The organism is Streptomyces sp. MMS24-W38 (genome assembly GCF_059889265.1).
On the sequence record NZ_JCBCPP010000001.1, the window covers coordinates 5,964,537 to 5,981,691 of the forward strand.

The 17,155-nt window shown below is 69.0% G+C and carries 7 protein-coding genes and 4 pseudogenes; 9 read left to right on the plus strand and 2 right to left on the minus strand.

What is annotated here, in order from left to right; translation table 11 throughout:
- Positions 1–2 precede the first annotated feature (2 nt).
- Entirely contained in the window at positions 3–5,906 is a 5,904-nt protein-coding gene (locus tag AC6F7H_RS26160) for a hypothetical protein (protein WP_500759460.1), read from the minus strand.
- Between the two features lie 367 nt (positions 5,907–6,273).
- Here AC6F7H_RS26160 and AC6F7H_RS26165 point away from each other — a divergent pair.
- From AC6F7H_RS26165 to AC6F7H_RS26190, 6 genes and pseudogenes are all read left to right on the plus strand, one after another.
- Positions 6,274–6,901, plus strand: a pseudogene (locus AC6F7H_RS26165) (helix-turn-helix domain-containing protein); the annotation flags it as partial.
- A gap of 103 nt (positions 6,902–7,004) precedes the next feature.
- Positions 7,005–7,322: pseudogene (locus AC6F7H_RS26170) on the plus strand (helix-turn-helix domain-containing protein); the annotation flags it as partial.
- A 589-nt stretch (positions 7,323–7,911) separates the two neighbouring features.
- Positions 7,912–9,348, plus strand: coding sequence for a group II intron reverse transcriptase/maturase (ltrA, locus tag AC6F7H_RS26175; RefSeq protein WP_500759461.1), 1,437 nt, complete (start codon positions 7,912–7,914; stop codon positions 9,346–9,348).
- Between the two features lie 130 nt (positions 9,349–9,478).
- A pseudogene (locus AC6F7H_RS26180) lies at positions 9,479–9,916 on the plus strand (transposase family protein); the annotation flags it as partial.
- A gap of 18 nt (positions 9,917–9,934) precedes the next feature.
- Positions 9,935–10,180: pseudogene (locus AC6F7H_RS26185) on the plus strand (Scr1 family TA system antitoxin-like transcriptional regulator); the annotation flags it as partial.
- On the plus strand, positions 10,177–10,368 hold the full coding sequence (locus AC6F7H_RS26190; RefSeq protein ID WP_500759463.1) for a DUF397 domain-containing protein: 192 nt from the start codon (positions 10,177–10,179) through the stop codon (positions 10,366–10,368). The pseudogene AC6F7H_RS26185 and the gene AC6F7H_RS26190, both read left to right, overlap by 4 nt.
- A gap of 65 nt (positions 10,369–10,433) precedes the next feature.
- Here the strand turns inward: AC6F7H_RS26190 and AC6F7H_RS26195 are convergent, their stop codons facing one another.
- Positions 10,434–11,684, minus strand: a complete 1,251-nt coding sequence (locus tag AC6F7H_RS26195) for a hypothetical protein (protein ID WP_500759464.1) — start codon at positions 11,682–11,684, stop codon at positions 10,434–10,436.
- 200 nt (positions 11,685–11,884) lie between these two features.
- Here AC6F7H_RS26195 and AC6F7H_RS26200 point away from each other — a divergent pair, with 200 nt between their 5' ends.
- From AC6F7H_RS26200 to AC6F7H_RS26210, 3 genes are read left to right on the plus strand one after another with little or no spacing between them, the layout of a single operon-like run.
- Positions 11,885–14,203: a helicase-related protein gene (locus tag AC6F7H_RS26200; RefSeq protein WP_500759465.1), complete on the plus strand. Its 2,319-nt coding sequence runs from the start codon at positions 11,885–11,887 to the stop codon at positions 14,201–14,203.
- Positions 14,200–16,059: a DrmB family protein gene (gene drmB / locus AC6F7H_RS26205; RefSeq protein WP_500759466.1), complete on the plus strand. Its 1,860-nt coding sequence runs from the start codon at positions 14,200–14,202 to the stop codon at positions 16,057–16,059. Before AC6F7H_RS26200 ends, drmB begins: the two co-directional genes overlap by 4 nt.
- Positions 16,056–17,141, plus strand: coding sequence for a DEAD/DEAH box helicase (locus AC6F7H_RS26210; RefSeq protein ID WP_500759468.1), 1,086 nt, complete (start codon positions 16,056–16,058; stop codon positions 17,139–17,141). The genes drmB and AC6F7H_RS26210 overlap by 4 nt, the downstream gene beginning before the upstream one ends.
- Positions 17,142–17,155: the final 14 nt, after the last annotated feature.

Consider the following 17,155-nt stretch of genomic DNA (forward strand, 5'->3'; position numbering starts at 1 on the left):
GTTCACTGCGCGGGCCCGATCGTCTTCAGCGCCCGGAAGGTGACCGGGTCGAGACGGACGCCTCCGGGTTTGTTGGGGTCGAGGACCGCCAGGCCGTCGAGGCGCTTCAGAAGGTGCTCGGCGGCCTCGAGGGGGTCATCGTCGCTCTGGTCGAAGAACGCGGCGGCGATGTCGCCCGGAGTCATGGCCGCCTTGCCGTCCGCGTACTCCTCGTCGCTGTAGAACTGGGCCCAAGCCGTGAGGCGGGAGACGTCGGTGGGCGTGAAACCGGCCGCCTTCAGGTGGGCCGTCGCAGCATCGGGGGTTCCCCAAAGCTCGCGCAAGCTCTGGAGGACTTCCTTCTGCCGCATGCCGGAGCGGACGTTGTGCATGGCGGTCTCGATCAGACCGGGCCACCCCCCGGTGGATTCGATGAGGCCACGCCGTTCCTGCGGGGAACCGAACGGCGACTCCGGCCAGGCGCGCACACTGTCGACGGTCCACCGCTGGGGCAGGACGAGGCCGGCTCCTGTCTTCTCCGCTTCCACCGTGGCGTCCGGCGAGCAGAGGATCACGGCGTACCGGCGGGGCGCGCCGGAGGTCGCGTCAGCGTCGTGAGTTGTACCACCGGTGTGCTTGACGAGTCGCTCGGCGGCCTCCCCGACCTGGTCGGCGTTCCGGCCGCGCAGGTCCACGAAAAGGATCCGGGAGCCCTTTCGGCGTGAGTTGGCGGTGATCGCTTCGGTGAGGTTGTCGCCGGATCCGACGCTGATGATGTCGAGGCCGTACCCGCCGCCGTACAAGCGCAGTCCGCGTTCGACGTGGTCGTCGCCGAGTGCCCGGGTGCAGGGTACGAGTGTGGTGCGGGTGGGATGACTGAGCATGTCGCCGAACTGGCCCTCGGTGAGTGGGCTCATTCGCTGGACGCCGCCGGAGGTACCGATGGACCGACGGGCGGCACGCGGGTTGTAGTCGTAGGGCAGGTCGAACTCGGTGTCGTTCAGCTCGCTCTGAAGCTCGTTCCGGGTGCCCAGCATGTTGACGACGTTGGGGCTGCGCATCGCGTAGGCGCGCTCCTCGCCGGGGACCCGGATGAGCAGGCCCAGGCCGACCATCTCGTCCAGGAAGATGGTCAGCTGACGTTCGCTGTTGAGAGGGAAGCCCTCGTCCCAGATCTCATGGGCCGCCTCCAGCAACTCACTGGGCCGGGACGCGTGCGTGTAGCCGTTCTCGAGGCTGCGCAGGGCGACCAGGAGGGTGAGCACGCGGTAGCGGTCCTCCAGGTTGATGGTGTAGCGGAGGCGTTCCGCGATGAGTTCGCGGACCCGCTCCAGGTTCGCGACCGCCTGGACGTCGTCCCAGGTGATAGGGGCGTGACGGCCGTCGGCAGGTACGGCGCGCTGCTGCATGTAGGCGACGAGGTGGTCGCAGAAGATCTGCACCAGGTTGGCCTGGTAGTTGGTGACGCCGAGGATGTGCCAGACCAGGTCGGGGGTCTCGAAGGTGAGACCGACGGCAGCCAGGGGTTCCTCGACGAGCCCGACGGCGGCCTGCGGCTTGAGCGGACCGACGAGGATGCCCGGCCCGCCGTGCGCGGTGACCACGTTGGTGAGGTGGTTGAAGCGCTGGACCTGGTGCAGGCCGGCGAAGACGACCTTGAACGACCGGCCGGTGGTCTCCATCAGGCGCTGGAGCCGCTTGACGGTACGGAAGGTCGACTGGCCTCCACCGGTGTAGACGGCCTGGGCGTCGGCGGTGAGGAAGGCGTCGGCCTCGTCCGCGAGCAGGAGGACACGGCGGCCGGGTTCGGCCTCGATCCACTGCTGGACCGCGTCGGCGATCACGTCGACGCCGGCGGCACGGTCGGAGACGTTCGTTCCGATGACGCCGCGACGCTTCAGCTCGGCCAGCAAAACCCGCCAGATGCCCTCAGGGGGTTCGGCATGCCCGATGTCAGCCTTGAGGAGGTCCGTGTAGACGGCGATGTGGCGGTCCGGGGCGGCCTTCTGGAACACCTCGACGGCTTGCCGCAGAAGGGACGACTTGCCGAGCTGGCGACCGCCGAAGAGGAAGATGGACCCGTCTGGGCGGAGGACCTCCTGCATCTCCTCGGCGCGGCCCTTGAAGACCTCCGGCGGAACGAGCCCCGCGACGTGCGGGGTGTAGGGGGTGTAGCCGGTCCAGGGCAGGGTGACGCGCTGCGTCACCCGGAACGAGCGCGGGGCGCGGGCGGCGACCCAGCCGACGACGGCCGGATCGACGACCAGGGCTTGCTGGCCGCGGCTGCGGGAGGCGAGCGCGAGCCGGCGGCGTCCTTCCGTGCCGAGGGGCTGCAGGTAGAGGATCAGATTGGCGCCGATGGCCGATTCGGGAAGGTGACGCAGCGGGCCTTCGCCGCGCAGTTCGTCGGCGATGACGACGACCTTGTACATGCGGCGTGCCTGGGAACCGAGGGCGGCAACGTAACCGGGGGTGCTCTCGGTGATGTCGGCGCGCACGCTGAGCCGGGTGACGCCGTACCGGGCCTCCTCGACGTTGGCTTCGATCATGGTCAGACCGAGCAGGCGCAGGACGCTCTTGACCAGGCCGCGGATCTTCCGCTGGTCCCGCTCGCCGATCAGTTCCTCCCAGGCGCCGAGCCCGGAGAGTGCGTTCTGCACCAGCGGTTCGTCTTCCGCGTAGTGCTGGGCCCACCAGCGGGCCCCGACGCCGCGGCGGATGGACTGGGGTGCCTCCGGATGGGCCACGCCCTTCAGGAAGCGGGTCAGCTCCTCCCCAGCCGGTTCGGCGGGGGTGGGCAGGGCCTCACCACGGCGGGCGAACGACAGGAGTTCTTCGGCGGCCACCGTCTTGCCGCGGTCCAGCAGCCGGTGGATGCGCCCGTGCTCGGCCTCGGGCAGGTGAGCGACATCGAGCTGGCGGTAGAGCTTCGCGGTCTGCTGCCGCTCCAGATCGCGCAGGTCGAAGCCGATGGCGGCGATGGATTGGAAACGCTTCCCGAAGCGGTTGCTGTGGTCGTTGCCCTCCAAGTCGAGGAGCCGGACGGTGAAGTCGTGTTCCTCCTCGGGCTTCAGCAGGTTCTGCACCCGGATCCGGGCGAGGAGCAACTGGGCGTTTCGGTGTTCCTCGGCGCATCTACGATCCCAGGTGCTGACCGCGTCGGCGATACGTTGCCGCCATTCGGCGAGCTCTGTGGTCGACATGGCGGCGCCGACGATCTGCCCGTGCTCGAGCCGCTCGAGCAAGCGGTCGGCGAGGTGGAGGTCGCCCGCGTCCTGGTGGCATTGCAGCGCGACGGCAGGGGCGGCCGGGCCGAGCAGACTCAGGAGCGCCCCGAGCGAGTCCGGGTGCTCGAGGTCGGGCTCGTCCTGTTCCTCGTGAACGTGCCAGTGCAGCTTGGGCAGGTGCAGCAGGCCTTCGGCGGACGGCCGGAACCCCGTGTTGCGCGGCTCGGGGGCGTAGGAGCCGTCGAGCCAGCGCAACAGAAGCGCAAGGAGGGCTCCGCCCACACCCGACATCGGTGTGGCCTGACGTGCGTCCGCGATCGCTCGCATCAGGTCCCGGCCGATGTCACGGCCGCCGGACGGACGGGGGGACGAGGCGATGCGCAGCGCCGTCGTCAGCAGGTCCCGAACGGTCTTGATGTGGGTGCGGAGTTGTTCACGGGCCGCCGAATGGATGTCGTTCTTGGACTGCTGCGGCGTGCGTTTGGCTCGGTCGGTGATGTCGATGATCCGGTCGGCGGCGTCGGAGCGCTTGTAGTGCTCCTCCATGTCCTTGGTGAGTTCCTCCGCCTCGATCCGCCCCTCGGCCCAACCCTGGATCAGCTTCAGGGTCTGTCCGAGCCGGCCGTCGGGTGCGGCGAGGGTCTGCAGGACGATCGTGCCGCGCTGGAGCTTGATGGTGCGCAGCGGCAGATCCAGCGCGAGCTGCCGTGCCCGGTCGCCGATCTCCTCACGCCGGTCCGGGACCGGAGCCGCCGTGGGCTTGCCCAGGTCGCCCGGCTGTATCTCCGTGGACTGCCGTACCGCGTGCACCAACTCGCCCAGGACCGATGCCCATGGCTCGGGAATACCCGGCATCGACGTGAAGGCGGTGAGGGCGCTGCTCGCCCAGCGTGCCGACAGACCACTGCGGATGGCCGCGGTCAGCAGGACCAGGTAGGCGTCACGGTCGTCGTCCCAGGGGTGCCCCTCGTCCAACGCCTCGAGGAGTTCCTCGGCTCGCACTTGGAGGTCGGAGGCCCCGGCCGGGGACGTGTGGAAGGCGGCGTCCGCGAACGCGAGCGCGAGGGTGCGGTGAGCGGGGGCGCCGGCAGCGCGGGACAGCCAGTAGGACTCGGCCAGCCGGCCCTCGCTGACGAGGACCTCCACCGGGGCGGGAGCGCCCGCCCAGACGTCCGACGCGGCGGGGACGGTGGGGGTGGGAGGCTTGTCCGTCGCCGTCCCCTGGGGACTGGCGGAGCGCTGCGGGACCGGCACGGTGGCCGGGGTGTGAGCTGCCGGCAGCGCCTCCTCCGCCGGGGCGTCGGTGGACGACTCGGCGGGCTGCGCGGCCCCGGGCCGCGGCGCCTCCCGGGCGGGTGCGGGTTCGGTGGTCCCGGCCGTCGTGACGGCGCCGCCGGACACGAACTCCTCGGAGCGGGCTGCTTCCTGTTCCTGGCGTCCGCCCGGTGTCTCCTCCGGCTCCGTTCCCGTGACGGGACCGGACACATCTCGGAGGTCAGTTCCGGCCTCTTCCGCCATGACGGACGCCGACTCGGTGCCGTGCTCGTGAGCGGCCTCGGGCCGGGGCGTTTCAGGGGTCCCTTCGACGGAGACGCCGACCGGTTGTGGTTCCGGGTCGGGCTCCGGCTCGCTCCGGGTTCCCGTCTCCGTCCCCGCACCGGAGTCACCGGCTTTCACGTCGGCGGACCGTACGGCCCCGGTGGCCAACGTGTTTCCGCGGAGATCCCGGAGACGCTGTTCGAACTGGGTGATCTGGCCACGGAGGTTCTCCCGCACCAGATCGTTCGTGACCATGTCGAACATGGTCCGGACCTCGTCCAGTGCCTGCTCGGTCTCCCTGATCTTCCGGTCGGCCTCCTGCTGACGGCGCTGCTCCTCCCGCAGCCGTTCGATGAGCATCTGAGCTGCGGACCAGTCCTGGTCGTCGCCCCATCCCTCTTCCGCGCCGACGGCCGCGAAGGCCCGATCCAGGGCCCGGCGTTCCCGGACCCACGACACCGTGTCGCGCAAGAGCTCCCGGCCGTCGGCCAGCCGTCCGTCGCGGACGGCCGCGGCGAAGGCGTCCAGCCTTCCGGCCAGCGCCGCTCCGGTTTCGTTCAGCCGTACGGTCTCCAGCTCGATCCCGTCGGCGTCCAGTTCCATCACAACTTCGTTCCCGTGCTCTTCTCGAGAAACGGCCGTGGTGCCGTCGGGTTCCGGCTGGGTCGCTTCGTCGGTGTCCTCCTGAACCCGGCTCACACAGGACAGCCGCTCGTAGTCGGCATCTGTGAGCGGAGCGGCATCGCTCAGCGCGGCCTCCAGGAGCTCCTCCGCGTGACTGTGCGCGAATCGGTGGGTAGGCGTGTCGGAGAAGAGCGAGACGCCGTGGAGCATGAGCTGGGCCAAGTCCGGCGGCAGGTCCTTCAGCATGAGCGTGAGCCGTTCAAGGCCGGGATCCTGGATCTGGTCCTCGTACCCCAGCTCGCACAGCCGCGATTCGGCGATCATCGTGCCGCACCTGCAGACGTTGAGCAGCAAATGCTCCGGTGCTCGGGTGACCCACATGCGGACACCGGCCGTCTTGCGCAGTTTCGCGACCGCCGGGCCGCCTCGGTACTGCAAGGCAGCCGGGCCGTGCACCTTCTCGATGTGCCGGAACAACGAGAGCACCAGGTCGGGCATCTCCTGCAACCACTGCCGGAACGACGAGACCGAGAACACCGTAGAGCCCCCCTGCCATGCGCCTTGCGCGCACCTTTCAGCCCGGATCCGCCGGGTGACGTCCGACCGCGCTCCCCACGCGACCGAGGAAGAGCCCTGCGACCTGTGATGACGGGAGGTCATGAGGCAGTCCAGCGTGCTGGATCTGCAAGGCATTTCCGAGACGGAATCTTCCCATGCCTCGGCAGCTACTTCACAGCCCTCGGTTCACTGGAACACCTGATCGTTACCGCGGATGAGGTTCCAGGGGGCCCGTACGTTGCGTCAGCGTACGGGCCGTTCGGTGGGCTGTGCGAATTCGTTTTGGCCACTCTGGCGTTTGCAGGGAAGGGGATCTGGCGTGTGAGCACCTGGAGGTGGGCCTCGGATGACGACCGACCACGTCGAACCGGCGGTGACAGGCGGGGAGTGCGAGCGGGAACCGGATCCGTCGGCCAGTCTGCGGACGTTCGGGGCCGTTGTCCAGGCACTGCGCGAGCACGCGGGGCTGAGCCGAGTGCAGTTCGGGGAACTGGTGCGGTTCTCCAAGCACACGGTGGAGTCGGTGGAGTTGGGGCGGCGGATGCCGGACGCGTCGTTCGTCGAGCGGGCGGAGGAGGCGCTGGGGAACACGGGGGCGTTGAGGCACTCGGCGCGGTTTCTGACGCGGGGGGGAGGCGGGGCTGGCGGCTTGGTTCCGGCGGTGGGCGAGGCTGGAGCGCACGGCGGTGAGTCTCGGTACCTATGAGTGTCGGCTGGTTCCTGGGCTGTTGCAGTCAGAGGGGTATGCGCGGGCGGCTTTCGAAACCCGCATTCCACCCCTGGCCGACGAACAGATGGAGGCGCAGGTGGCAGCCCGGATGGAACGGCAGGGCCTTATCCGGGAACTACCCAACACCTGCTTCAGCTTCGTGATGGAGGAGTGCATCGTGCAGCGCCCTCTTGGGGGTGAGCGGGTGCTGCGTGACCAGCTGGACCGCATTCTCGATCTCGCCCGGCTTCGCAATGAGCCCCTTCCAACCTGACGGGTGGTTGGGCTGCGGGCCCCGGCGGCGGGCATGAAAAAGCTCCTGGTAGACGGGTTCACGACCAAGATCACCGCATCCGCCAGGAGCTCGTGTGCTTGTCTACCCGTCTGCCATCGATCTGTCCAGCCGTACCCTGCGTCGCCTCTCCGGTCTGCTGGCAGGTCACCGACGCCGGATCGGTTCTCGCTGGCGCCGCCTGAGCTGCGGCCGGCAGGCTCTGCTCGTACTCGCCCACCTACGCTGCGGCGACACCTACAGCCGCCTCGCCGCCGGCTTCCGGGTCGGGATCGCGACGGTCTACCGCTCCATACGCGAGGCCGTCGGCCTCCTGGCCACCCTCGCCCCGACGCTGGAGCAGGCCATGCACACCATCCGCGGGAAGGCGTACGTGATCCTCGACGGCACCGTGCGCCACGAGGCGCTTGATGACCGGGTGGGGGTGAAAGGACCCCGCCACCGGGCTGTCGCAGCAGTCCGGTTGAAGCTGAGGGCAGCCTGACCCGGGGGACGCCGGGGAGGGTGGGAAGCGGCCCTGACAACGCCGGGACGTGCTGGCACTGCCAGACGGTGCGGGCCCGGCAAGCGAGACGAGAAGGTGTACGCGAGGAACCAGTGGTAAAGCCCCGTAAGCGAGCGAACCGGCTCCAACCTGGTGGATATGGGCCGGGATGCAGCGCGTGGCCACTTCGGTGGTCAACTCCGAAGCCGCGTAGTGCCGTCGGTGAGGAGGCCACGATGAAGAACTGCGGCGTAGTCGTGGCGATGCTGCCGGGGCAAGAGCTGGGCACCTCCCTCGTCGACCGGTCATCGAGTGAACGTGGGAACCACCCCCGGTCGCCCTCGGGAGCAGGCAGCCGGCCTGGTCCAGGGCAGGCCCGTCGCCGGCCGAGGGCCGCGGGGTGGGGCGGAGGTCCCGTAGTAGTCCGAGCGCGCGAGAGGCGTGCACATGGCGAAGGGGACCAGCAAGTCAGCAGGGAGGAGACTGGAATGCCAGGAGGATGTCGCCGGTGAACACCGACGAGCTGGAGTCGGCCCTTTACTGGGGCGAGCGCCGGGTACTGGGGATTCAGACCAAACTGCACCAGTGGGCCAGCGGTGATTCTCATCGCAGGTTCGACGATCTGTTCAACCTCGTCACCGATCCCGCGTTCCTTCTGGTCGCGTGGGCTCGGGTGCGGGGTAACAAGGGTGCCCGCACTGCCGGTGTGGACGGAAACACCGCCCACTATGTCGAGGCCGTGCGAGGCGTTGAGGTGTTCCTCGACGAGCTGCGGTCGGTGCTGAAGGACCGCAGTTTCCGCCCGTTGCCGGTACGTGAGCGGCTCATCCCCAAGGCGAACGGCAAGTTTCGTCGTCTCGGGATCGCGACCGTCACCGACCGGGTGGTCCAGGCATCCTTGAAGCTGGTATTGGAACCGATCTTCGAGGCGGATTTTCACCCGCAGAGTTACGGGTTCCGTCCGAAGCGCCGGGCCCAGGACGCGGTGGTGGAAGTGCGCCACCTGACATCCCGCTCCTATGAGTGGATCGTGGAAGGTGACATTGCCGCCTGCTTCGACGAAATCTCGCACCCGGCCCTGATGGGCAGGGTGCGAAAGCGTGTCGGGGATAAACGCGTTCTGGCTCTGGTGAAGGCGTTCCTCAAGGCGGGCATCCTCGGCGAGGACAAGGCCCTGAGGGCGACCGATGCCGGTACTCCGCAAGGATCGATCCTCTCGCCGTTGCTGAGCAACGTGGCCCTGTCCGTCCTGGACGAGTACATCGACCAGGCGCCGGGTGGACCGCGGGCCAAGCCGCATCAGCGGGCCAAGCGCCGCCGAAATGGTCTGCCCAACTACCGGTTGATCCGGTATGCGGACGACTGGTGCTTGGCGGTGTCGGGCTCCCGTGCTGACGCGGAGGCAATGCGCGAGGAGATCGCAGTCGTGCTCTCCGCGATGGGTCTGCGCCTGTCGAGGGAGAAGACGCTGATCACCCATATCGAGGACGGTCTCGACTTTCTCGGCTGGCGTATCCAACGTCATCGGAAGCGAGGCACCAGTAAACGCTTCGTCTACCTCTATCCAGCCAAGAAGGCGCTTCGCTCCATCATGGCCAAGGTGAAGAAGTTGTGCTGGCGGGACGTGAACCTGCCGCTCGATGTCCTGCTGCACCAGCTCAACCGGGTGCTGCGGGGCTGGACCGCCTATTTCAGGCATGGTTCGTCGAAGGCGACTTTCAACTACCTGCGGGCCTACACCTGGAAGCAGGTATTTGGATGGCTTCGCCGTAAGCACCGGCGAACCAGTTGGAAGGAACTCCGTCGCAAGAACACCCGCGACGGATGGTGGCCCGCCACCGGCGAGGTGACTTTGTTCAACCCGGCGGGAGTAAAGATCGTCTACTACTCCTATCGGGGAACGAAGATCCCCTCGCCGTGGCCGAGCTCCGCGTGAGGGAAAACCGGCTGAACCACCGGGACTTGTGGAGCGCCCGTTGCGTGGAGACGCGCACGGCGGGTGCGGGAGGCGGCTCGGGGAAACCCACCGACAGAAACGTCGGCAGGGCGCCCCGGGCCGACCTCACCTCCTGCCGATCGACCGTGTTGCGGCCGACCGCCCGTACTGCTCGGGAAAGAAGAAGCACCACGGGATGAACGTGCAGGTCCTCGCCGACCCGGCCGGACGGCTGCTCTGGGTCTCGGACGCCCTGCCCGGCGCCGTCCACGATCTGACCGCGGCCCGCACCCACGGCATCCCCGCCGCCCTCGCCGCCGACGGCATCAAGTGCTGGGCGGACAAGGCCTACCAGGGCGCCGGACCCGCCGTCCGCGTCCCGATCCGGGGCAAGCACCTGCGCGGCTGGCGCCGCCGCCACAACCGCGATCACGCAAAGATCCGAAGCCTCGGCGAACGCGCCATCGCCACCCTCAAGTGCTGGCGGGTACTTCGCAGACTGCGCTGCAGCACCACGAGGATCACCACCGTCGTCCGCGCCATCGTCACTCTCGAACTCACCAGCTGATCAAGATGGAAACGGCTCAATGTATCCGTGCAGATCATGCCTACCCTCACCACGTCTCACGCGGGACTGGACGGTCCTCTGGCTCTGTTGGAGACGCCGGAGGGGAGATGCTTGGCATACTCCGAAGGGCAGGAGAGTGGCCGATTGATCGCTGAACCGAAGCAGGCTGCCGTCCTCCACCGGAGGTATGCGACACTCCGCGCACAGGCCCTCACCCCTCACGACTCCGTGGGCCTGCTGGAGCGGATCAGAGGAGAACTATGAGCGGCAGCACGCAACTGGTCTGGTTCAAATCCAGTTACAGCGGCACGGCTGGTGACAACTGCGTTGAGGTTGCCATCACCGAACAGGCCATCCATGTAAGGGACTCTAAGGACGCGATACGACGGCTGTTCGCCGTTGGGCATGAGGGCTGGGCTCACTTCGTGGGCTTCGCGGCGGGGCGGGACTGACAGAGGTCGGCCGTGGGGCGGGCGGTTGATGGCTCGCCCCACGGGTGCGGGCGGTCGACGCTCACTCAGCCTTCCTCGCTGCGTTCTTTTTCGTCCCCGCGCAGGCGGCGCGTTCGCTCGGCGATCTCGCTGGAGAGCTTGCCCTTGACCGAGTTGGCCCGGTCGAGGGTCTCGGTGCCGAGGCTTCTGGCGGCACTGACGCCCTTCGCTCCTGTCTCGAGCGCCTTGTCCTTCGCCTTCGCCGCCGCTTCCACCCATCGCCTCGCCTCCGATGACTGGCGACCGGACTCGATCCCGAGCCGCGCGTGGAAGTCATGGACGCCGGTCACCACATGGTTGCTCGACTGGACCACAACCGGGGACTTGGTCGGGTGCAGCAACACCTTCGCGTTGGCCGCGTCGGCAGCCGATTTCATCCGGGTCACCAGACGCTCGGTGCTCCGCGAGATGAGATCCAGCCGGTTCTGTCGGGCAGCCCGAAGCCCGAGGCGATGCTGGTCCAGCTGATCCGGATGCGCGTCCAGTACTCGGTCGAGTTCGAGCACGGCGATCGCGTCCTGCAGTTGGAAGCAGCGAGCCAGAACAGCGAGCCACTCCCGAACCTTGGGCTCAACTTCCTTGACCGTCGTGGCGAGATCACCGATCTTGGACTTGCTTTCCAACTTCTCCGCTAGGGCGTCGAGTTGACGCAATGCGTACGCCTGGGTTTCCGCGATCGTCGTCGGCGCGGTCTGCACCTTCGACCACGTGACCTCGGAGACTCGGCCCACCTGCTCTCGGATGGTCATGGTCTCCTCGATCACGAGGGCCATTCCGATCATGCGGGACAACACAGCGTCCTTCTGGGCGCGGAGCACGTCGTCGACCTTCTCGTCGATCGTGGCGAGGTAGTCGGTGATCTCGTCCATGGTCTGCTGCATCGAGAGCTGTGCCATGAGCCCTGCGGCACCAGCCAGACGCGCAGGGTTGGTCAGGAACGAGCCGGCCCCCTTCTCGATCTGAAGCCAGTTCTTGATCGAGCCAGGTTTCCCTACCATCGCATGGCTGATGCCTGGCGTCTTGCTTTCCATCAGCCCGAACTCCTTGACACGCCCCGCGGACTCCTTGGTCAGCTTCACCCAGCGGCCGGAGTTGGCGGCAATATCCGAACCTGCCTGCGCGACTGCAGCCCCGGTGCCGAAGACGGACTTGAGCCGTTGCGCTCCGAGGTCCTTCGACGGCAATCCCTCCGAGGCGAGGAAGCGTTCGACGTCCGTCGCATTCCCGATGACCGCCAGTCCATCACCGTCACTGATCAGCTGAATCTCGTTGTCCATTGCCCGCTCCCGAAGTGGCTTCTCGCAGTTGAGGATGATCGGGGTGTGCGCGGCGACCGTCGGGCGGTCAGGCGGGGTGCCGGGGGCCGTGACCCGGGGACGGGGTGAGGGTGGAGGTGTAGTTCTCGCCGTCCACCAACGGGTTCTCCAGGCTGACGCTGGTTGCGGCCATGCGGTCGTGCTCAGTGAGGATCAGATCCTTGGTCAGGCTCACCCACCTCGACGACCCCGCCGTTTCCGCCGATCAACTGAGGGAGGAACTGGCCGAGTTCGCCGCCGCCTACCGCGCCTGGTACGTGGGACAGCTCAACCAGCTCGACAGCGAGGTGCCCGACTGGGGCAGGGAAGCCGCCCGGCGCGTCCTCGACCGCATCAGCGCCGCCGTCACCCGCATCGAGTCCGGGGTACGGACCCTCTGCGACCCGCGGCGCCCCGAACTGCTGCACGCCTTCCGGGCCGCCAACCGCGCCATGGCACTGCAGATGCGCCACTCCGCCGCCGACCTCGCCGGCACCCGGCGCCCCCGCCGGGACGACGGCGTACCACCGGACCCGCAGCCGTACGCGGACGCCACCTGGCGCCCCTTCCAGTTGGCGTTCTTCCTGCTGGCCGTCGACGGGACCGCCGACCCCCGCCACCCGGACCGTGCCGTGACGGACCTGATCTGGTTCCCGACCGGTGGCGGCAAGACCGAGGCGTACCTGCTGCTCGCCGCGTTCGTCATGGTGCTCCGCCGGGGTGAGCGGGACGGCGGCGGGACGGCCGTACTCAGCCGGTACACCCTCAGCCTGCTCACCACGCAGCAGTTCCAGCGCGCCGCCACGACCGTGTGCGCGCTGGAGTCCATGCGCCGCGCCGACCCGGCCACGTACGGCGAGGAGCCCTTCTCCATCGGTCTGTGGGTCGGCGAGACCACCACCGCGAACAGCTACGAGAAGGCGCGCCGCGCCTTCGACGACGCACGCCAGGCCGCCACCCCCGACGACGTGTTCGTCCTGGACCGCTGCCCCTGGTGCGGCACGCGCATCCTGCCCGCCCACAAGTCGCCCGACATCGACGACTACGGAGTGCGTGCGGGCGCCGACTCCTTCGCCTTCTTCTGCCCGAGGGACGCGTGCCTCTTCCACGACGAACTGCACGTCGCCGTCGTGGACGAGCACCTGTACGACAATCCGCCCACCTTCGTCCTCGGCACCGTCGACAAGTTCGCCCGGCTCGCCTGGGAACAGCGGGCGGGACGGCTCCTCGGAGCCGGGACCGGCCATCTGCCGCCGTCCCTCGTCATCCAGGACGAGCTCCACCTGCTCACCGGCCCGCTCGGCACCACCACGGGCCTGTACGAGGCCGCCGTCCTCGGACTGTGCACCGCACCGGACGGAACCGGCCCCAAGGTCGTGGCGTCCACGGCGACCATCCGCCGCTCCGGTGAACAGGTCCGCGCCCTGTACGGGGGAGACGTCCAGCTCTTCCCACCCGCCGGACTCGACGCCCGCCACTCCTACTTCGCCGAGCCCGACACCTCCCGCCCAGGCCGCCGCTACCTCGGTGTCATGGCCCAGGGACACACCGCCGGCCGTGCCTCCGTGGCCACCGCGGCCGCCCTGCTCCAGGGGGCGTGGCAGCTCCCGGAGGAACACCGGGACGCCTACTGGACCCTGGTCGCCTACCACCACAGCCTGCGCGAACTCGGCCGCACCGCCGCCGCCGACGACATCCCCGCCCAGCTCGCCGGACTCGACTCCGGTGCGGGAGTACGTCCGTTGCCGGACGCCCAGGTGGAGGAGCTGACCAGTAACCTGCCCCGGGCCGAGCAACCGGTGCTGCTGGACCGGTTGGAGAAGAGCTGGAACGACCCGAAGTCGGTGTCCTTCCTGCCCTGCACGAACATGCTGTCCGTGGGCGTCGACGTCAAACGGCTCGCCCTGATGCTGATGCAGGGCCAGCCCAAGACGACCGTCGAGTACATCCAGGCCACCAGCCGCGTGGGCCGGCACGCCGTTCCCGGACTCGTGGTGACCTTCTTCAACGCCACCCGCCCCAGGGACCGTTCGCACTACGAGACCTTCGACGTGTACCACCGAGCCCTCTACCGGCACGTCGAGCCGACCAGCGTCACACCCTGGTCGGTTCCCTCCCGCCGCCGCGCCCTGCACGCCGTGCTCGTGGTCCTCGTACGGCACCGGCTCGGTCTTGCGGCCGAGAACCAGGCCGGGCGGATCCTCGACCGGCTGCCCGAAGTGGGAAAGCTGATCGAAGAGTTGGCGCAGCGGGCGGAGACCGCCGAGCCGACTGCCGGGGACGCGGTCCGCAAGGAACTCGCCGGGCTGGTCGCGGACTGGGAGGACCTCGCCCGCCAGGCCCGCAAGGACGGCCGCGAGCTGTACTACCGCAGCCAGGGCAAGGGCCAGTCCAACCTCATCAAGAGCTTCGAACAGCTCTACGGCCTGTGGGAGACACCCAACTCCATGCGCAACGTCGACCGGGAATGCCAGGTGACAGTGAAGGGAGCCGACCTGTGAGCCGCACACTCCGGGTACACCAGTCGCAGACCGTGGTGCCCTTCGGGGTCGGGGCCGTCTTCGACATCCAGGGCGAGTCGTTCGTGGCCGCCGGCATCGGCGACTGGCCGACCCGCACCAAGCAGCGGATCGACTCACCCCGGCTCGCCGACCGGCTCGGCGTCACCGGCTTCCACGCCGCGCCCGCCACCGCCAACGACCGCTTCGATGTCGCCGACGCGCCCGGAGCACCGTACATCCGCTTCCCCTCCTGGCTGTTCTGCGGTGCCTGCCGGCGCATGAAACGCCGGCGGATCGCCGACGAGAAGCACGGCCAGGCGCCGCGCTGCCCGTCCTGCACCCCCGCGCGGACCCTGGCACCGATGCGGTTCGTGCAGATCTGCCAGGCCGGGCACCTCGGCGACGTCGACTGGTGGTTCTGGGCGCACTCGCGGCGCGACGGCGGCGAGCGGCGGCGCTGTGAGGAACGCGAGAGGCTGCGGTTCCTCGTCTCGGAACGGGCTTCCGGCCTCGAAGCGCTCTCCGTCGCCTGCACGGCCAAGGGGTGCGGCGCCACCCGGGACCTGCTCGACATCCTCGGCACCCACGGTATGCGCTGCTCGGGACGCAACCCGTGGCAGCGTGCGAGCGAGGCCGTCGCATGCCCGCGTCCGGTGCAGATCGTGCAGCGCACGGCGGGCAACCTCTACTACCCCGTCGTGCACTCGGCGCTGGACATCCCCGAGACCGACGTCCCCGTGCACACCGACGACGCGCACGCGGCCCGGGTCCGTGAACATCATCTGTGGGTCCTGCTGTGCAGGGACCCCGCCTCACCGCGCGCCGCCGCCTTCCGGGAGATGATCCAGGAGGACACCGGAGCCGACGACAGCCTGATGGACGCCCTCCTGGCGGAGGAGACGGGACAGGCGGCCCCCGCCGTGGCCGCCTCCCCGGAACAGACGCCCACCGGCCCCGCCCGCCCCGACCTGAGCCGGGAGGAATGGGCCGCGTTCACGGCGCCCGCCCCGCCCGCCACCCGTGACTTCGCCCTGCGCGAGACCACGCTCGGGCTGGCGGGGGAGACGGACGAACCGTGGGCTGGGCTCGCCCGCCGCTTCGGCCGCATCGTGCTCGCCGACCGCCTCCGCGAGGTCCGGGCCCTGTCCGGCTTCACCCGGGTCTCCCCGGACGCCACCGTCGTCCCCGCCGACACGTCCCGCCGACTGAAGTGGCTGCCCGCCGTCGAGGTCTTCGGCGAGGGCGTCTTCCTCACCCTGGACCGCGACGCGCTCCGGGAATGGGAGCAGGACACGGAGGTTCGCCGACGGGTCGAAGGCATGCGCACCGACCTCGACCGCTCGTTCCAGAAGGACCGTCTGGAGAGTGTGACCGGACCCGAACTCGCCCCCCGCTTCGTCCTTCTGCACACCCTCGCCCACCTCCTCATCCGCCAGCTGTCCTTCGAGTCCGGGTACACGACCGCGAGCCTGCGCGAGCGGATCTACGCCCGCCCCGAGCAGGACCAGTACGGCATCCTCGTCTACACCGCCGACGGAGACGCCGAGGGCACCCTGGGCGGACTCGTCCGCCAGGGCGAACCCCCGCGGCTGGCCGAAACACTGCTACGGATGACCGAGTCGGCAGCCTGGTGCTCGGCCGACCCCCTGTGCGCCGAACACAGCGGCCAGGGCTTCGGCAACCTCAACAGGGCCGCCTGCCACGCCTGCGCCCTGCTCCCGGAGACCAGCTGCGAGACCGGCAACTCCCTCCTGGACCGTGTCCTCGTCGTCGGAGGCGAACGCGTCCCCGGATACCTGCAGTCCGTCGTCGCCGCGGCCCGCACCGCCGCGGCCACCGCTCTGGAGCAGCCGTGACCATCACCTACCTCGACCTCGACCCCGACCAGCGGGCCGGCCTCGACGAGCTGCCCTTCGACGGCAACCACCTGATCAGCGGCCCGCCAGGCAGCGGCAAGAGCGTCCTGGCGGGCCAGCGGGCCGTCATGCTGGCCCTCACCGGCACACCGGTGATCCTGCTGACCTACTCCAACCTGCTGCGGCAGTCGCTCGCCGGTACGGTGCACGCACTGGGGCCCGCGGACCGCTCGATCCGTGTCATGACCGTCCACAGCTGGCTCGCCGAGTGGTACGGAACCACCCCACCGGCCGGCGGCGACGGCTGGTACGACTGGGACGCACTCCTAAACCGGGCCGCCGAACCGGCGGGAGCCGTCGGCGCCGCCCTGGTCGTCGACGAAGGCCAGGACCTTCCCCCGCAGTTCTACCTGCTCGTCCGCATGCTCAAGGCGCGCACGACCGTCTACGCGGACGAGTGCCAGCGGCTCACCGACACCAACTCCACCCTCGACGAGATCGCCCGGAACCTGGGCAAGTGCACCCGCCACGATGTGGCCGGCAACCACCGCAACACCGAGCAGATCGCGTCCTTCGCCGCGCACTTCCACACCGGAACCGGCATCCCTGCCCTGCCGGCCCGTCAGGGCCCGCCGCCGCGCCTGCACCGCTTCCACGAGCGGGGCGTCGCGGACCTGCTCGTCCTGCTGGCCGAGACGCAGCCCAAGAGGAGCATCGGGGTGATCGCCGCTTCCAAGCACACCCAGTTCTCCCTGCTCGGCAGCATCCAGAAACGGGCGCCGCGGCTCAAGCCCCAGCTGTACACATCGCAGTCGAGGGGCGGGCAGTACCGCAACCTCGACCTCGGCCGGCCCGGCATCGTGATCGTGCACCGCCGCAGCGCCAAGGGACTGGGGTTCGACACGGTCGTCATCCCCGACACCCACGAGGACGCCGCGACCGACCCGACCTCCGCCGCACTGCGGATGTCCTACTACGTCATGGCCACCCGGGCGCGGCGGGAACTCCACCTCGGTTACGAAGGGGAGTCCGAACCACCGCTCCTCGCCCAGGTGAACCGCGGAGATCTGCAACGAGGGTAGACCGGTGCCGGGCA